This window comes from Xanthomonas sacchari (assembly GCF_040529065.1).
Classification (GTDB): Bacteria; Pseudomonadota; Gammaproteobacteria; order Xanthomonadales; family Xanthomonadaceae; genus Xanthomonas_A; species Xanthomonas_A sacchari.
In genome coordinates this window covers 3,489,925-3,506,971 of record NZ_CP132343.1, presented here as the reverse complement: position 1 = coordinate 3,506,971, position 17,047 = coordinate 3,489,925, and the positions used below count along the sequence as shown (strand labels likewise).

The following is a 17,047-nucleotide window of genomic DNA, read 5'->3' as shown; positions in this document are numbered from 1 at the left end:
ACCATGAGCACCATCGACTTCACCTCCTTCCTGAAACTGATGGCGCACCAGAAGGCGTCGGACCTGTTCATCACCTCGGGCATGCCGCCGGCAATCAAGGTGCACGGCAAGATCACGCCGATCACGCAGACGCCGCTGACGCCGCAGCAGAGCCGCGACCTGGTGCTGAACGTGATGACGCCGGCGCAGCGCGAGGAGTTCGAGAAGACCCACGAGTGCAACTTCGCCATCGGCGTGGCCGGGGTCGGGCGCTTCCGCGTCAGTTGCTTCTACCAGCGCAACCAGGTCGGCATGGTGCTGCGCCGGATCGAGACGCGCATTCCCAGCGTGGACGAGCTGAACCTGCCGCCGGTCATCAAGACTTTGGCGATGACCAAGCGCGGCATCATCATCTTCGTCGGCGCCACCGGCACCGGCAAGTCGACCTCGCTGGCGGCGATGATCGGCTACCGCAACCAGAACTCCACCGGGCACATCATCACCATCGAGGACCCGATCGAGTTCGTGCACAAGCACGAGGGCTGCATCATCACCCAGCGCGAGGTCGGCATCGACACCGACAGCTGGGAGAACGCGCTGAAGAACACCCTGCGCCAGGCGCCGGACGTGATCATGATCGGCGAGGTGCGCACCCGCGAGGGCATGGACCACGCCATCTCCTTCGCCGAGACCGGCCACCTGGTGCTGTGCACCCTGCACGCCAACAACGCCAACCAGGCGATGGACCGCGTGATCAACTTCTTCCCCGAAGACCGCCGCAGCCAGTTGCTGATGGATCTGTCGCTGAACCTGCGCGGCGTGGTCGCGCAGCAGCTGATCCCGACCCCGGACGGCAAGGGCCGCCGCGTGGCCATGGAGATCATGCTCGGCACGCCGCTGGTGCAGGACTACATCCGCGAGGGCGAGATCCACAAGCTCAAGGACGTGATGAAGGAGTCCACCAACCTGGGCATGAAGACCTTCGACCAGAGCCTGTTCGAGCTGTACCAGGCCGGCGAGATCAGCTACGAGGATGCGCTGCGCCACGCCGATTCGCAGAACGAGGTGCGCCTGCGCATCAAGCTGGCCCAGGGCGGCGACGCGCGCACCCTGGCGCAGGGCCTGGACGGGGTCGAGATCGCCGAGGTGCGCTGAGCCGTCCGGCAGGCGCGCGCAAGCGGGCGCTCGGCGTCGGTCACGGGTGTCGTGTTTCAGTCCAGCGTCTGCTTTCCGTCGATGGAGGACGGACGCTTCAGCCGAAGGGAGAAAGCCGCGATGAACGACGTGCCTGAACTGCTCTGGTCGACCCAGCCGCATGCCGGCTACTACATCAACTCGGTGGCGGTGTCCGACGATGGCAATGTCATCGTCGCCGGCACCTTTTTCCACCAGTACGGCAGCGTGTCGCAGATTCCCGGGCTGGAGGCGGTGCCGGTCGAGCAGCGCAAGATCTTCGAGCGCATCGCGCCTGCGGCCACGCGCAGCGACGTGGGCGGCAACCAGCAGGGCTGCTTCGGCACCTATGCCTGGGACCGCGCCGGCAACCGTCTGCTGACGAAGGAGTTCGACGGCTGGCAGGGCGTGTACTGGGTCGACGTGGCGGCGGACGGCGGCACCATGGCCAGCTGCGGCTGGAAGAGCCAGTCGCCGTATGCGGGCTTCGTCGGTGCCTGGGCGGTTCCCGGCGGCGACGAGCTGCTGTCCTTTGCGCTCCCCGTCCGCGGCAACATGGTGGCGCTGGACGCGGGCGGGCGGACCTTGCTGGCCGGCGCCGAGCAGGGCTATCTGTTCTACCGCGAGGGCGATGCGGTGTTCTCCGCCACGCCCGCGTGCATCGCGCTGACCGCCGGGGGCACCGGCGACAGCGCCGACAGCGTCATCGCCACCGGCATCGCCGCCGATGGCACGATCGGGCTGGTGGCCAGCGCGCAGGGCGAGATCATCCTGTTCCCGATCGCCGCGGGACAACCGGGGACGCTGACGCGCTGGCAGTTGCCCAAGCAGGCCCGCGTGCATGCCGCGGCGCTGTCGAGCGATGGGCGCCGGGCCTACGCCGGTGCCAGCGACGGCACGCTGTACGCGTTCGACGTGGCGGCGTTCCAGAAAACCCCTGGGCCGGCCTGGACCCAGACGGTGCCCGAAGGCGCCACGACCATCTACGGGGTGGCCTGCGATCGTGCCGGCGACAAGGTCGCGATCGCCGGCAATCTCAGCGGCGGTGGCATCGTCGCCGTGTACGCCGATGCCGGCACCGCCGCGACGCTGCAGTGGACCGCGCACAGCGCGCACTCGCCCAACGACCTGGCGTTCGACCCGGACGGACAGTGGCTGGGGCTGGCCGATGGCCATCCCGACGGCACGCCCGGCGCGTTCACGCTCTGGAACGCGGGCGACGGCACCCAGCAATGGTCCTATGGCACGGACGACATGAGCTGGCCGATCCGTCTGAACAGCGGTGCCACGGTGGTGGTGGGCGGCAGCGACGACAGCACGGTCACCGCCTTCGTTGGCCCCGGTTCGGCCATCGGCCGTGGCCGCGCGGAGTCGGATGGATGACAGGCAGGGACGCCGAGGCGCCGTTTCGCACGCGCGCCGCGGCGCCGCGCCGCCCTGGCGCGCTGGTGCTGCTGTCGGCGGTGCTGGTGGTGGCGTGGCTGGCGGTCTTCGACCTGGCGCGGGTGCTGGGTTATCAGCCGCACACCAGCCTGTGGTTCCCGCCGGTCGCGGTGACGCTGGCCACGTTCATGGTGTTGGGCTGGCGCGGCGCGCCGGCGATCGCCACGGCCTGCGTGCTGGCTACGCTGCTCAGTTTCTATCGTGCGAGCGACCACGCGGCCGTCCCCGACCGTGCGGTGCTGGCCTATGCGCTGCTGTTCACCGCGCAACAGTTCTGCATCTGGGGTGGGCTGGCCTGGCTGCTGCGCCGGGTCGGCCGTGGCGTGTCCTCGACCAGCCTGCCGCGCGTGGTCACCTCCTTCATCCTGGGTGGCGGCGTGGCCGCGCTGCTGTCCGCCTGCCTGGGCGGGGCCGGGCTGGCCGTCACCGGCGCCATCGATCTGCCGACCCTGCTTGCCCAGTCGATCCCATGGGCGATCGGCGACTACGCCGGCCTGCTGGCGCTCGGCCCGCTGGCGATCGTCGCGGTGCTGCGCCTGGCCGAGGCGCTGCGGATCGTGCCGCAGCCGGGCATCCCGCGCTTCTCGGGGATGATCGCGCCCACCGGCAGCGTGTCGGGCTATCTGGTCAAGCTGGCGCTGCTGCTCGGCGTCACCCTGGCGGTGATGGGGTTGGCCGCCGCGTTGCCGCGGCAGCCGGCGGTGGTGTTCGCGCTGTTCGTGGTGGTGGTGATCCAGTTGTGGATCGTGCATACCCACGGGATGCTGCAGGCGCTGGTGGCGATCGCCGCCTTCAGCCTGCTGATCGCCCTGGCCACGCCCTTGCTGCGGCTTGAGGCGCAGGCGCTGGCGCTGCAGTTCGCCATGATCAGCCTGGCGGCGAACAGCTACTTCGGACTCGCGGTCCCGGGGCTCTACGCCGACAACACGCGGCTGCGCCATGCGCTGGTACGCGATCCGGTGACCGGGGCGCTGTCGCGGACCGGATTCCTGGAGCAGGTACTCAACGATCTGCAAGTGGCCGCGCAGGACCCGCGTCCGCTGGCGGTGATCGTCGCCGACATGGACAACCTCAAGGCGATCAACGACCAGTTCGGACATGCCGCCGGCGATGCCGCCCTGCGCGCCTTCGTCAAACGCTGCCGGCGCTGCCTGCGGCCGGGCCAGTTGCTGGGGCGCCGCGGGGGCGACGAATTCGCGCTGTACCTGCCGCTGACCACGCCGGAGCGGGCGGACGCGCTGATCGACGCGTTGCGTGGGGCGCTGGCCAAACCCGGCGACGACGACGGCTTCGCCACCGCCCTGTCGGCCAGCTTCGGCCTGGCGCTGTGCAGCCTGCGGGATCTGGATGCGGAAGCGCTGGAGGAACTGCTCGCCCGCGCGGATGCGGAGATGTACGCGGACAAGCGGCAGCGCCGCGCCGTGGCGGTGCGCTGACGGTTCCGCTTGTCCCGTCTGGAGAAGGTGCCCCGGCAGGGCGGATGAGGGGTGGGGCGGAGCCTCGTGGTCTTGGTTCGGCGGGACGCTTCGCGCCGTACCCTCACCCCAACCCTTCTCCCGAGGGGAGAGGGGCTTTAGCCGTTCCTTCTCCCCTCGGGAGAAGGTGCCCCAAAGGGGCCGATGAGGGTACGGGCGGAGCCTCGTGCGTCCTGGCGCTGCGAGACGCTTCGCGCCTTACCCTCACCCCAACCCCTCTCCCGAGGGGAGAGGGGCTTTAGCCGTTCCTTCTCCCGCCGGGAGAAGGTGCCCCGAAGGGGCGGATGAGGGTGCGGGCGAAGCCTCGTGCGTCCTGGCGCTGCGAGACGCTTCGCGCCGTACCCTCACCCCAACCCCTCTCCCGAGGGGAGAGGGGCTTTGCCGTTCCTTCTCCCCTCGGGAGAAGGTGCCCCGAAGGGGCGGATGAGGGTACGGTGAGCCAGAATGTCATCCATGCAAACAGACAACCCCTACGCCGCTCCCGTCGCCACGCTGCCCGACACCGAGAGCGCTGCGGCGACCGCCGACCCTCTGTCCATGCTGTTCGCGCCTTCGACGGCCAAGCTGGCGTTGCTGTGCGCGACCAGCTTCGGCTGGTATGCGCTGTACTGGTTCTACCGCAACTGGCGCGCCTTGCGCCTGCTGTCCGGGCGCCGGCGCATCTCGCCGGTGTGGCGTTCGGTGTTCTCGTTGATCTGGGTGTTCGCCTGCTTTCGCGGGCTTGAACGCACCATCGGCGCGCAGCGCGGCGTGCTGGTCGGCTGGCTCGGGCCAGCGTTGGCCTATGTCTGCCTGAGCCTGCTGGGCGCGTGGCCGTCGGCGCTGTCGCTGTTGACGCTGCTGACGTGGACGCCGCTCCTGCTGGTCAACCAGCGCCTGGCGCGGTTCAAGCAGGCGCGCGGCCTGCCGCGCAGCGCCGCCGAACGCTTCACTGCCTGGACGTGGACGTGGCTGGCCATCGCCGGGCCGGTGGCGCTGCTGGTGGTGGTGGGAATGGTGATGGCGATCGTGGGGTCGCCGCATCACATCGAGGTCGACTTGCCGGCTCGCTAGGACGGCAGTGGGCCCGGCGAGGGCTGGCTGCGCGTTCGTCCATTCCTCTGCAGTCGTGCAGGTCGCCATCAAAGTTTCATGTGCAACCACTGCCTGGCTGGTGTCTAATACCGCCCCCCACGCTGTGCCCCTCCCGTGAGCCTTCCCGATTCCGATCTGCGTCCGGACTTGGACTTGGACCCATTGCCCGACGACGGCACCGTCGTCACCGCTGGACCGCTGACGCCGCCGCCGGATTCGGCCGGCACCGTGCAGGATGCGCGCGCGCTGCGCCACAGCGTGGCTGAGGACGTGCAGGGGATGGTGCTGGCGACCCTGGTGGCCTCGCTGGGGCTGGCGGTGTTCGCCCATGGCGGCCTGATGATCGGCGGCATGGCCGGCGTGGCCTTCCTGCTGCACTACGCGCTGGGCTGGAACTTCGGCCTGATGTTCGTGCTGGTCAACCTGCCGTTCTATTGGCTGGCGGTGCGGCGCATGGGCTGGGAATTCACCCTCAAGACCTTCGTCGCGGTCGCCGCCTGCGGCCTGCTGACCGATCTGCTGCCGCGCTGGGCGCAGTGGGCGAGGATGACGCCGCTGTTCTCGGCGCTGGTCGGCGGCGCGCTGGTCGGGCTCGGCATCCTGTTCTTCATCCGCCACCGCGCCAGCCTGGGCGGCGTCGGCATCCTTGCGGTCTACCTGCAGCGCAGCCGCGGCTGGAGCGCGGGCAAGGTGCAGATGAGCTTCGACGCGGCGCTGATGGCGGTGGCGTTCTGGCTGCTGGCGCCGCAACAGGTGCTGTACTCGGCGATCGGCGCGGTGGTGCTGAGCCTGGTGCTGATGTTCAACCATCGCGCCGGGCGCTACATGGGCGTGTGAGTCCACGGCCGGTCGCCGTCGCGCGATCGGCGACGTGCGCATCGCCGCACGCAGGTGTTCCTCACGGAGGCGCGAACGTCTCGCGATCTGCACGCACCGCATCTGGTTACGCATGACCTGCATGCACTGGCTGCAGGCCAACGACGCACCGTCGCGCCTTGCTGCGCGCGACAGTCGCCGCGCAGCACGGCAACTGTCTACGGAATCTCCGCGGTGTCTACGGAATTGTCTTGCTGTCCAAGTGTGACGCAGCGCATGCTGATGTCGAAGAAAGGGTGAGTGCGCACAGACGGCGCATGCGATCGCGGGGAGCGCGATCCACCTGCACGACATGACCACGATGTTCGACGCCGCGCCTGCGCGGCGGCGCGGTGCCGCCTGTCCGGTGCACTGCGGCGGATGCCGGCGCCTACAGCTTTTCCACGGAACGAGGACAGTGCGATGAAACGTGCGATGGGATTCGCGGCATTGGTCTGTGTGGTGGTCGCGGCATGTTCTGCCGTGAATCCGGGGTCCGGGCCGAAGCCCGGCAGCGGTGTCGGTACGCCCACGCCGGGGCCCGCGCCAGGGCCGGCGCCGAGCGCAGCGGCGTGCGCGCCACCGGCGGCGCCAGCGCCATCATGGTTTCCACATGCGCAGACGCCGGCACCGGATTCGGCGGGCTTCCAGTCCAGCAGCAACTGCGCCTTCCATCAGTGGTCGTGGAACGCTTTCCTGTGGTTGACCCAGGACGTGGGCGGGCAGCCGCGTTTCCTGACCATGCCCAGCGACGGCATCGGCGGCGTCGCCAACGGCGTGCTCGATCCGCTGATCGGTCGCTCGCAGCAGGCGCGCACGGTGGAGCTGATCGATCAGGCAGGCCCGGATGGCGTGCTGGTGGACCGGCATGGGCGCGCGGTCTATTACTCGATCCATTCCAACGACGTGTTCGGCCAGTTCATGGCCAGCAATCACCTGCAGGATCCCAAGGCGTTGCGTGCCTTCGATCCGAAGACGCCCTTCCCGGTCGGCAGCATGACCCTGAAGGCGGCATGGAAGGTGGTGCAGCCGGGCGAGGACGTGTCCACGTTCTATACCCGACAGGCCACGATCGCCAAGCTGGGCATGCGCAAGGGCAAGATCGTCGCCACCAGCGATACCGAGACCCAGACCGTGGCGCTGGTCGGCTTCCACATCGGCGGTACGGTCAACGGCCATCCGGAGATGATCTGGGCCACGTTCGAGCACCAGGACAACGCGCCGGACCTGCCGAAGCCGGCGGAGGAAATGCTGCCCAACGACGTCGTTTCCGCAAAGGACTGGACGTTCTACCAGGCAGGCACGCCGATGAAGCAATGCAACGTCAACGCGGCCGGTGCCGGTGCGCTGACCTTGAACGCGCAGACGCAGACCCTGAGCCCGGTCACGCAGGTGTGCCGCATGGTGCCGTTTGGCGGGCAGAAGCCGTGCCCGAGCGGTCAGGACTGCAACATCGCCAACATCCAGTCGATCAACGCGTCGGTGCAGGGCCAGTTGAACGACGTGTGGAAGAACTACTTCGAGGTCGGCGCGATCTGGTTCGTCGCCGAGGATGCCTTGGCGCCCAACTGCACGTTCCAACCGGGTTCGGCCCTGGAATGCATTCCCACGCCGACACCCGCAGGTGCGCCGCCGCTGCTCACCGGCTCGATCAAGCTGTCCAACTCCACCATCGAGACCTTCACCCAGGTGCAGAGTACGCAGAACAACTGCTTCGCCTGCCACAACACCACCCAGGTGATCTCGCCCGATCCGCGCGCGCAGTCGTTGCCGGGGCTGAACGTCAACATCAGCCACGTGGTGATCAACGACTACTTCCAGGCGCAGTTGCCGCAGAAGGCACCGCCGGCGGCGCGGCCGGCCACGCCGCGCTGAGGCGCGTCCCTCTCACCCGGATCAGGAGCAAGTCACCATGACCAGCAACGTGTTTCGCGTGCATCCGGCGATCGGCATCGGCCGCGTCGGCGACAGCCAGGAGTTCTATCTCGCGCCGGTCACCGCGGCCGGTACCCGCGATGCCGACGGCCGGTTCGGCGGACTGCCGGTGCAGCCGGAGACCGAATCCACGCCGATCACCGCCGCGCAATTCCGCGACGCCGACGGCAACGTCAAGCGCCAGGCCGCGCGCTTCCACATCTACGCCTACCCCAGCGGCAGTTCCGGCACCTATCCCAACGGCGGCGGCGTGCGCGTGGACGTGGGCAGCACGATCGACGGCAAGACGGTCAAGGACATCGTCTGGACCGTGCACCTGGCCAACAAGAAGCTCAACAACTATTCGACGGTGAGCCAGGGCGGCCAGTTCCGCGGCATCGGTGCCTACGAGGAGCCCGGCTTGCTGGAACTGCGCAACCCGAACTATCCCGATGCGGCCAATCCGGCCGATCCCAACGATCCGACGCGGTTGCGGCAGTTGGTGATCGATGCTGGCCCGCGCGCACTCAGCGCCGCCGCCGCGGGCAGCAGCGTGGTCGCCTTCGACATGACCACCACCGCCAGCTACGCCGATGCCGGCGGCACGATCCAGCAGCAGCCGGCCTATCCGGTCAGCTTCCCCTCGATGTTCCATACGCTGCACGAACCGCTCGGCAAGCTCGATTCGTTGGGCGACATGCGCGTGGAGGCCAACGGCGCGCTGATCGTGGCCGGCGGCTTCGCCCGGACCTCGGCGGTGATCGGGGCCGACGGCAAGTATCCGGAGTTGGGCGACCCGACCGAGAACGGCCTGTGGTACGACGATGCCGCCGATGGCCCGGTCAATGCCGTGTTGCTCTTCACCGACGGCAGCACCGCCAGCGTGCAGGGCGCGTGGTATGTCACCGGCGATCCGGGCTATGCGCCGCAGACCCGCAACGTGGTGTCCACCTGGGACGACGTCTACGACGTGTGGGTACGTACACTGGGCCTGGTGCCGTCGCTGTACGCCAACGGCGGGTTCCTGCCGACCTATAAGCCGTCCTTCAGCGACGACATCCAGCCGATCTTCCACGCGGCGATGCTGCAGCGGTGGAACACCAATCTGCCGTCGGGGGCGATCAAGGGCCACGACACGATCGGGCAGATCCAGCCCACCGACGATCCGGGCGCCAAGATTCCCAACCTGAAGACGCTGATCCGCGATCCGGCTTCCGCTGCGGACACCGAGACCGGCTCGCCGATGATGCCGCTGTCGCTGGGCGATGCGCAGAAGAGTTTCCTCAGCGTCAGTTCCACCCAGTACTTCCTGCTGAGCCAGTGGCACGGCAACAACTACGTGCAGGTGGGCGCGCCGACGCTGGGGCCGGGCGAAGCGCTGGATCGCGCCACGCTGCAGAACTGCCTGGGCGGCCGCTACAGCCCCGGCATCGAGGTGTCGTTCCCGATCCGCGACGTCAACCTCTACGTGCAGGACTGGCAGGCCAAGGACTGTGGTCCGTTCCGCATCAACCAGGCGCCGCTGGACTACGGCAAGGCGAGCAAGGACAGCGCGTTCCTGAGCTTCGGCTATGTGCCGCTGCAAACGCATCCGGTGGAGCCGGGCGATCTGTCCAAATTCATGTCGGTGCCCTGGCATACCGACTACAACTCCTGCGCCACCCATCTGCCCGATCCCAATCCCGGGCAGCAGACGGTCAATCCGAACAATACCCTGTTCTGGTCGTGGCCGGCGGAGCGGCCATTCGCCGTGTACCCGGCGGCGCTGTGCCAGGTCGATCCGGACGACGACACCTGGTACCTGGGGTCACAGGTCTACTCGGTGCGCGGCGCCGGCACCGACAGCGACTATCCGGCGCAGGCCGGGCGCTTCCAGTGCTACGAGGATTTCGTCGCCAACTGGGCCAAGGTCGGCTTCCTGATCAGCGGCAACCAGATCGCCGCACCGAACGGCATGCCCGACTATCCGCCGGATATGTTCCTGGAAGTGGCGAGCGGGTTCGACCCGGGCAAGGAATTCGTGGCGCCCTGGCCGATGGCGGACGTACCCGCCTTCACGTCCGCGGCGAAGCCGAAGTGCCCCAGTACCGAGGCCGAAGGGCTTGCTTCGTCCGGGTGACGCGGTTGCCGGCGACGCTCGCCACGCCGTGGTGATCGTCGGCGGCGGCGCCGCCGGCTGCGCCACCGCGCTGGCGCTGGCCGCGCGCGGGGTCGAGGACGTGGTCGTGGTGGACATGGGTCGCGCGGCGGGCTGGCGGCTGGGCGAGGCGCTGGCGCCGACCGCCAGCGCGGCGCTGCAGCGGCTGGGCGTGTGGGAGGCGTTCCTGGCGCAGCGGCCGCTGGCCTCGGCCGGCAGTTGCGCCAGTTGGGGCCGGCCGGAGTTGGGCTACAACGATTTCATCGTCGCCGGCCAGGGCAAGGGCTGGCACGTGGACCGCGCCGCCTTCGACGCGATGCTGGCCGCGGCGGTGCCAGCGCAGGGCGGCAGGCTGTTGCGCGGCCTGCGCCTGGGCGCGGTCGGCCGCGCCGCCGATGGCGATCACGTGCTGGAGCTGCAAGGCGAGCAGGGCGACGTGCGCCGACTGCGCGCCGGGTTCCTGGTGGATGCCAGCGGTATCGCCGCCGCAGCCGTGCGGCGGCTGGGCGTTGCCCGCAACGAGGTGGACTGCCTGGCCTTCGTCGCCGGCGTGTTCGCGCTGGAGCAGGCCGAGGCGATTCCGTCGCAGGCCTTGCTGGAGGCCTGCGCCGACGGCTGGTGGTATGCGGCGAAGTTGCCGGACCAGCGGCTGATGCTGGCCCTGGCGCTGGAGCCGCGCCGGCAACGGCACTTCCTGGACCGCGACGTGTGGCTGGCGGCGGCGCAGCAGACCCGGCATGTCGCGCAGTGGTTGGCGCAGGGCGCGGCGCGCGCGCCCGAGGCTGATGGCCTGATCGCGGCGCTGGGGCCGTCGGCGATTCTCAGTCGCGTGGTGGGCGCCGACTGGCTGGCGGTGGGCGACGCGGCCAGCGCCTACGATCCGCTGACCGCCCACGGCATCGTCAAGGCCTTGCAGGACGGCGAGGCGGCCGCGCATGCGCTGGCGGCGCATCTGCAAGGCGCTGGCCCGGCACCGCTGGCGGCGTACCAGGACGGCGTGTTCGCGCGCTTCCGCGCCTACCTGCGCGAACGCGGGGCCTTGTACGCGCGCGAGCGGCGCTGGGCGCAGGCGCCGTTCTGGCAGGCGCGGCTGGCGGGCTGATGCGGCGGCACTGGAGCACGGCGCCTGGCCCGCCCAGTGCGTCGGCAGCGCGTCTTTGAACACGATGGAAGAGGCAGGCACGTGCAGGCGTGACGTCCGCGATTCTTTCATCACGACGAAAGGCAGTGCGCAGGAGCGGCTTCAGCCGCGACGGGCACGGCCGGTAACACCGCGTCGCGGCTGAAGCCGCTCCTACGCGATAGCGGTCGGACAGCGCCCTGGCGTGACGTGCAGTTCCGACACAGCGGGCCGCTCAATCCTCGCTGTCGCTGTCGCTGTCGCTGTCGCCGCGCGCCGGGCACGGCGTCGGCACGCCCAGCCGTTGCGCCAGGCGCCGCGCGTCGAACGGCGCGTGTACCTTCATGTCGTTGTCGAAATAGCAGTACACGTCGCGGCGCACCCGCGTCGGGGCGCGAGGACCGACTCGCTGTGCGTCGGCCGGCTCGCCGCCGCGGTGCCAGGCGTCGATGCGCCTGGCCCAGGCGTCGAGCGCCTTGTCGTCGTAGCCGCTGGCATAGAGTTGCGCATCGCCGTGCAGGCGCAGGTACAGGAAATCGGCGGTCACGTCTTCCAGATACGGCCACTTGCCGGCGGTGTCGGCCTGCACCAGCGCCACCCGATGTTTCCGAAGCAAGGCCACCGCCTCCGGCGTGGCGAAGCTGGGGTGGCGCACTTCCAGCGCATGGCGCAGGCGCCGGTTGCGGTCGATCCGCAGCACGCTGCGTTCGCGCATGCGCGCAGTGTCGCGCTTGCGCGCCAGCGCCAGGGCGGCCTCGCTGGTGCGCGGCAGCAGCGTCAGGAAGGCATCCAGCAGGTCGTGATCGAAGGCCAGCGACGGCGGCAGTTGCCACAGCAGCGGACCCAGCTTCGGGCCCAATGCGAGCAGGCCGGAGGCGAAGAAATTGGCCAGCGGCTGCTCGCAGTCGCGCAGCCGCTTCAGGTGGGTGACGAAGCGCGGCCCCTTGACCGCGAACACGAAGCCGCGTGGCGTGGCGTCATGCCAGGCGGTGTAGCTCTTCGGGGTCTGCAGCGAATAGAACGAGCCGTTGAGTTCCACCGAGCGGAAGCATCGCGCGGCATATTCCAGCTCCCGCCGCTGGGTCAGCTCGGACGGGTAGAAGACGCCGCGCCAGCGCGGGTAGCGCCAGCCGGAAATGCCGATGCGCAAAGCCATGCGCCGACCATGCCGTCGCTGTCGTGCAGTTCTCGTGCAGGCCGCGCCAAGGCGGCGTCGTGCCGACTCTCGCGTGCCGTCGGCCTCAGCCGGCGCGCATCCACGGCGGATCCAACTGCGCGATGCGCGCGAACGCCGGACAGTCTTCGCGGTGCGCGCCGGGCAGGTAGCCCAGGCTCATCAGGAACTCGCCGGTGATCTCGCCGCCGGTGAAGCGGAAGGTGCGCTTGAACAGCTTGATCCACTCCGCCTTGCTGCGCGGATGCTGAGCGTCCAGCCACGCGGCGAAGCTGCCGTGGCTGGCCCGCAGCCCCTGGATCACCTGCGCGTTGTGGATCGCCGCCTGCACCTTGAGCCGGTTGCGGATGATGCCGGCATCGCCGAGCAGGCGCAGCACGTCGGCCTCGCCGAAGGCCGCCACCGTGTCCACGTCGAAGCCGGCGTAGGCGGCGCGGAAACCCGCGCGCTTCTTCAGCATCAGCTCCCAGCTCAGCCCGGCCTGGTTGATCTCCAGCACCAGCCGCTCGAACAGGTCGGCTTCGGTGCGTTGCGGCACGCCATACTCGTGGTCGTGGTAGTGGCCATGCACCGGATGGCCAGGGGCGATATCGCAATAGCTGCTCATGCGGCGGGTGTCCGTCAGTCGGTCTGGTCGTTGGGGTCGGCGGGGTACAGCTCGGTCCGCTGGGTGCCGGGAAGTTGCAGGTCGGGCCAGCGCCGCGGCAGCACCTGCAGCTTGCCGTCGCGCAGCGCCTGGTACAGCGCCTCGGCGTTGTCGCCATGACGCGGGAAGAAATGGGTCCGCGCCACGTCGCGCCAGCCGCTGCCCGGGTCGGTGTGGATGCGGCATTCGACGCCATAGCCGACGCTGGCATTGCACAGCAGCACGTCCTCGTGTCCATCGCCGTCCAGGTCGCGGCGTAGCGCCACGCAGTGCGCGTACGCGCGCCGACAGTTGGCGTCCTCGATGCGCCCGGCCAGCAGCGCCTGCCACCATGCGGCGTCGGGATCCGCGCTGCCGGCGGCCAGCACGATGCGCTGGCGCACCTGCAGCGGATCGTCGCTGCGCGGCGTTTCGTCGTCCTCGTCGCCCCAGCGCTTCTGGCGCTGCAGCATCCGCTGCAGGCGCTCGCGCTGCACCGGATCGTCGGCAAACGCGGGCACCTCGCGCAGCGCCTGCACCGCGCGGTAGCCACGGCGGCCGCTGTCGAAGCGCAGGTAGGCCAGGTCCAGTTGCGCGGCGCTGGTGCGGCCATCGGCCAGGCGCTGCAGTTGGTCGCCGACGACCAGGCGGTAGGGGTCCAGCAGCGGCGAACTGGTCGCCAGCGCCAGGCCGATCACCACCCACGACAACACCCGGTTCACCGGCGCCAGCGGCTGCAGCCAGCGTGCGCCCGGGCGCAGCACCGCCCAGGCATAACCGCATGCGTAGCCGCAGGCGACCACCGCGACCAGCACGCCGGCAAAGCGCTCGATACTCCAGCCGTACTGCGCGATGCGCAGCCACAGCGCGTACAGCGCGAGCCCCGCGTACAGCGGCAGGCTCAACAGCCCGGCGTCGATCACCCGTTGCAGCCAGGCCGGGTAGGGCGCGTCGGCGGTGCCGTCCTGGTACACCGCATTGACGAACACCACCAGCGTGACCACTACGGCGGCCAGGATGCTGGCTGCCGCACGGGTTTCCCACAGCGGCTGCAGGCCGGTGAACGGCAGGCTCAGCGCGAACAGCACCGCCACGAATGCCAGCAGCGGCAGCAGCCCGGTGCAGATCGCGAACAGGATCTGCCGCATCACCTGCACCGCGCGCTGCTGGGTGCGGCCGATCAGGATGCCCAGGCCGAACATGGTGCCGGTGGCCAGATAGACGAAGGCGGTCTGCCGAAACAGGTCGCGGAACAGGGTCAGCTTGACCAGCGTGAACAGCGCGCCCCACAGCCACAGCACCAGCCAGCAGATCCCCAAGAACAGCAGCGCCAGCGCCAGGGTCAGCGCGTTCTGCCAGGCGTGCTCGAACAGGTCGCGGTACGGCGCCTGCCAGCGCCCGTGCTGCAGCCGGCACTGCAGCCACGGCAGCAGCACGAACATCGCCAGCGCCAGGGTCGCGCCGAACGGGCCCAGCACCTCGCTGGCGCGCAGGCCGGGCGCGCCGGTGGCGTTCCACACCGCCCAGGCGGACAGGGCCGCCACCAGCACCGCCACTGCGATGGTGTGCTGCCACAGGCGCAGCGCGCCCAGGTGCCGCACCGACAGCAGGGTCATGGTCGGCACGGTCAGCACCAGGGTGTACCAGCACACCTGTCCGCCCAGCGAGCCGAACGGCCACAGGCCGCTCTCGGCGCCGCGCTGCGCCAGGTACAGCAGCGCGCCCTGCAGCAGGGCCACCAGCACGATGAAGGCGCGGGTCTGGCGTGGCAGGTCGGGGGGCGTGTCCATGCGTGCGAGCTCCTGAGCGACCGGTCGCGGCCGCGGTCGGGCGGATTATGGCAGCCCGCCGTCGCCCGGGCAGCGCGCACGCGGGAGGGACGATAGAATGGGGCCATGTCCGCTTTGCCCACGCCTCTGGCCAACCAACTGCTGATCGCGCTGCCGGCGCTGTCCGATCCCAACTTCGCCCGCAGCGTGGCGCTGATCTGTCAGCACGACGAAAACGGCGCGATGGGCGTGGTGGTCAACCGCGCCTCCGAATACACACTGGGCGAAGTGCTGGAGCAGATGGGCATCGAGACCATCGACGCCACGCTGCGTGAGCAGGTGGTGCTCAGCGGCGGCCCGGTGCATCCGGAGCGCGGCTTCGTCATCCACGACGGCGCGCACGGCTGGGATTCCAGCCTGGCGTTCGCCGACGGCCTGTACCTGACCACCTCGCGCGACGTGCTCGAGGCGATGGCGCGCGGCGAGGGCCCGCGCAACGCGGTGGTCGCGCTGGGCTGCGCCGGCTGGGGCGCCGGCCAACTGGAGTACGAACTGGGCGAGAACAGCTGGCTGACCGCACCGGCCGATGCCGAACTGCTGTTCGAGCTGCCGCTGGAGCGGCGCTGGCAGACCGCGGCCGGGCGCATCGGCGTGGACCTGTTCCGCCTCACCGACTACAGCGGGCATGCCTGAGTCCGGCCTGCCTGAGCCTGGTGCGCCGGCGCCCGCGACGATCCGCCGCGACGGCACAGTGCTCGGTTTCGACGTCGGCCACCGCCGCATCGGCGTGGCGGTCGGCAGCCCGTTCGGCACCGGCGCGCGCGCGCTGGCGGTGATCGACGTGCACGCGCAGGGGCCGGACTGGCCGGCACTGGACCGCCTGCACGCCGAATGGCGGCCGCACGGCCTGGTGGTCGGCGACCCGCTCACCCTCGACGGCGCCGACCAGCCCAACCGCAAGCGTGCGCACGCCTTCGCCCGCGAGCTCGGCACGCGCTACCGCCTGCCGGTGGTGCTGGTCGACGAACGCTCCAGTTCGGTCGAGGCCGCGCAACGCTTCGCGGTGGACCGCGCCGCCGGCCGCAAGCGCCGCCGCGACGCCGCCGCGCTGGACGCGGTGGCCGCCGCGGTGATCGTGGAGCGCTGGCTGGCCGCGCCCGACGACGCCATTCCCCTTTCCTGATCCATAGCCCGGACCCGCCATGACTGATCCGCAACTCGATTCGAACGGGCGCCTGCGCCACCTGCTGACCCTGGAAGGGCTGCCGCGGGCGACCCTGCTGCAACTGCTGGACCGCGCCGGGCAGATCCGCGACGCGGCGGTGGGCCGGGTCGGCAAGCGCAACGTGCTGGCCGGCACCGCGGTGTGCACGCTGTTCTTCGAGCCGTCCACGCGCACCCGCAGCTCGTTCCACTTGGCCGCGCAGCGGCTCGGCGCCGACGTGCTGAACTTCGACGCTTCCACCTCGTCCACGCGCAAGGGCGAGACCGCGCGCGACACGCTGAAGAACCTGGAAGCGATGGGCGTGCGCGGCTTCGTCGTGCGTCACCCCGAGGACGGCGCGGTGGAGCGCCTGGCCGAGGCGGCGGGCGAGGGCACCGCGCTGATCAACGCCGGCGACGGCCGCAGCGCACATCCCACCCAGGGTCTGCTCGACATGCTGACCCTGCGCCACGCCAAGGGCGGCGATTTCTCCAAGCTCAAGCTGGTTATCGTCGGCGACGTCAAGCACTCGCGGGTGGCGCGTTCGGACCTGCACGCGCTGCGTACCCTCGGTGCCGGCGAAGTGCGCGTCTGCGGCCCGCGTGCGCTGCTGCCCGACGACGGCACCCTGGACGGCTGCGTGGTCGGCGAGGACTTCGACGCCATGCTCGACGGCGTGGACGCGGTGATGATGCTGCGCCTGCAGCGCGAGCGCATGGAGGAAGGCCTGGTGTCCTCGCTGGAGGACTACCACGGCCAGTACGGCCTCACCGCCGAGCGGCTGCGCCGTGCGTCGAAGGACGCGGTGGTGCTGCATCCGGGCCCGATCAACCGTGGCGTGGAGATCACCGACGAAGTCGCCGACGGCGCGCAGTCGTGCATCCTGCGCCAGGTCGCCAACGGCGTGGCGGTGCGCATGGCGGTGCTGGAGACGCTGCTGGGCTGAGCCCGGCGCGCGCGTCTCCCTGCCGTCGTAGGAGCGGCTTCAGCCGCGACGGGCTTTACCGGGAATGCCCATCGCGGCTGAAGCCGCTCCTACCCCGTCCCGCCAGGTATCCGCTGCCGAAGATGGCGATCGGCACATCCGCGCCATCCCGATTCGGCC

The 17,047-nt window shown here is 69.9% G+C and carries 14 protein-coding genes; 11 read left to right on the top strand and 3 right to left on the bottom strand.

All coding sequences use genetic code 11. The features are described from left to right. Positions 1–3 precede the first annotated feature (3 nt). The 8 genes from RAB71_RS14790 to RAB71_RS14755 all read left to right on the top strand — a co-directional run bounded on the left by RAB71_RS14790 (position 4) and on the right by RAB71_RS14755 (position 11,152). A complete protein-coding gene (locus RAB71_RS14790; protein WP_010344137.1) occupies positions 4–1,134 on the top strand; it encodes a PilT/PilU family type 4a pilus ATPase in 1,131 nt (376 codons plus the stop codon). 120 nt (positions 1,135–1,254) lie between these two features. Then, on the top strand, positions 1,255–2,535 hold the full coding sequence (locus RAB71_RS14785; protein ID WP_010344136.1) for a WD40 repeat domain-containing protein: 1,281 nt from the start codon (positions 1,255–1,257) through the stop codon (positions 2,533–2,535). Next, positions 2,532–4,031 carry a diguanylate cyclase gene (locus RAB71_RS14780; RefSeq protein WP_010344135.1) on the top strand — a complete coding sequence of 500 codons (1,500 nt, stop codon included), beginning with the start codon at positions 2,532–2,534 and terminating at the stop codon, positions 4,029–4,031. Before RAB71_RS14785 ends, RAB71_RS14780 begins: the two co-directional genes overlap by 4 nt. Positions 4,032–4,523: 492 nt before the next feature. Then, entirely contained in the window at positions 4,524–5,123 is a 600-nt protein-coding gene (locus tag RAB71_RS14775) for an MFS transporter (RefSeq protein ID WP_010344134.1), read from the top strand. Between the two features lie 183 nt (positions 5,124–5,306). Continuing rightward, complete coding sequence (locus RAB71_RS14770; protein ID WP_010344133.1) at positions 5,307–5,981, top strand: YitT family protein; 675 nt, start codon at positions 5,307–5,309, stop codon at positions 5,979–5,981. A gap of 720 nt (positions 5,982–6,701) precedes the next feature. Further along, positions 6,702–7,874: a hypothetical protein gene (locus tag RAB71_RS14765; RefSeq protein WP_010344132.1), complete on the top strand. Its 1,173-nt coding sequence runs from the start codon at positions 6,702–6,704 to the stop codon at positions 7,872–7,874. Positions 7,875–7,911: 37 nt separating this feature from the next. Then, the gene (locus tag RAB71_RS14760; RefSeq protein WP_010344131.1) at positions 7,912–10,032 is read left to right on the top strand and encodes a LodA/GoxA family CTQ-dependent oxidase; all 2,121 of its coding nucleotides are present in this window, start codon (positions 7,912–7,914) and stop codon (positions 10,030–10,032) included. Next, positions 10,016–11,152 (top strand): FAD-dependent oxidoreductase, encoded by a 1,137-nt coding sequence (locus RAB71_RS14755; RefSeq protein WP_138985778.1) that lies wholly within the window; start codon positions 10,016–10,018, stop codon positions 11,150–11,152. The genes RAB71_RS14760 and RAB71_RS14755 overlap by 17 nt, the downstream gene beginning before the upstream one ends. Positions 11,153–11,405: 253 nt before the next feature. On the opposite strand, the gene RAB71_RS14750 is transcribed toward RAB71_RS14755, so the two are convergent. The 3 genes from RAB71_RS14750 to RAB71_RS14740 form a co-directional block, all read right to left on the bottom strand. After that, positions 11,406–12,326 carry a DUF72 domain-containing protein gene (locus RAB71_RS14750; RefSeq protein WP_010344129.1) on the bottom strand — a complete coding sequence of 307 codons (921 nt, stop codon included), beginning with the start codon at positions 12,324–12,326 and terminating at the stop codon, positions 11,406–11,408. Positions 12,327–12,411: 85 nt separating this feature from the next. Next, positions 12,412–12,951 carry a DNA-3-methyladenine glycosylase I gene (locus RAB71_RS14745; protein WP_010344128.1) on the bottom strand — a complete coding sequence of 180 codons (540 nt, stop codon included), beginning with the start codon at positions 12,949–12,951 and terminating at the stop codon, positions 12,412–12,414. Between the two features lie 14 nt (positions 12,952–12,965). Next, positions 12,966–14,759: a DUF4153 domain-containing protein gene (locus RAB71_RS14740; RefSeq protein WP_010344127.1), complete on the bottom strand. Its 1,794-nt coding sequence runs from the start codon at positions 14,757–14,759 to the stop codon at positions 12,966–12,968. Between the two features lie 105 nt (positions 14,760–14,864). On the opposite strand from RAB71_RS14740, the gene RAB71_RS14735 reads away from it, so the two are divergent. Genes RAB71_RS14735 through RAB71_RS14725 form a run of 3 tightly spaced genes read left to right on the top strand, consistent with a single transcriptional unit; the run spans position 14,865 to position 16,888 of the window. Continuing rightward, positions 14,865–15,431: a YqgE/AlgH family protein gene (locus RAB71_RS14735; protein ID WP_010344126.1), complete on the top strand. Its 567-nt coding sequence runs from the start codon at positions 14,865–14,867 to the stop codon at positions 15,429–15,431. Continuing rightward, complete coding sequence (ruvX, locus tag RAB71_RS14730; RefSeq protein ID WP_087943492.1) at positions 15,424–15,921, top strand: Holliday junction resolvase RuvX; 498 nt, start codon at positions 15,424–15,426, stop codon at positions 15,919–15,921. The genes RAB71_RS14735 and ruvX overlap by 8 nt, the downstream gene beginning before the upstream one ends. A 19-nt stretch (positions 15,922–15,940) precedes the next feature. Continuing rightward, positions 15,941–16,888 (top strand): aspartate carbamoyltransferase catalytic subunit, encoded by a 948-nt coding sequence (locus RAB71_RS14725; protein WP_010344124.1) that lies wholly within the window; start codon positions 15,941–15,943, stop codon positions 16,886–16,888. The last annotated feature ends 159 nt before the right edge of the window (positions 16,889–17,047 follow it).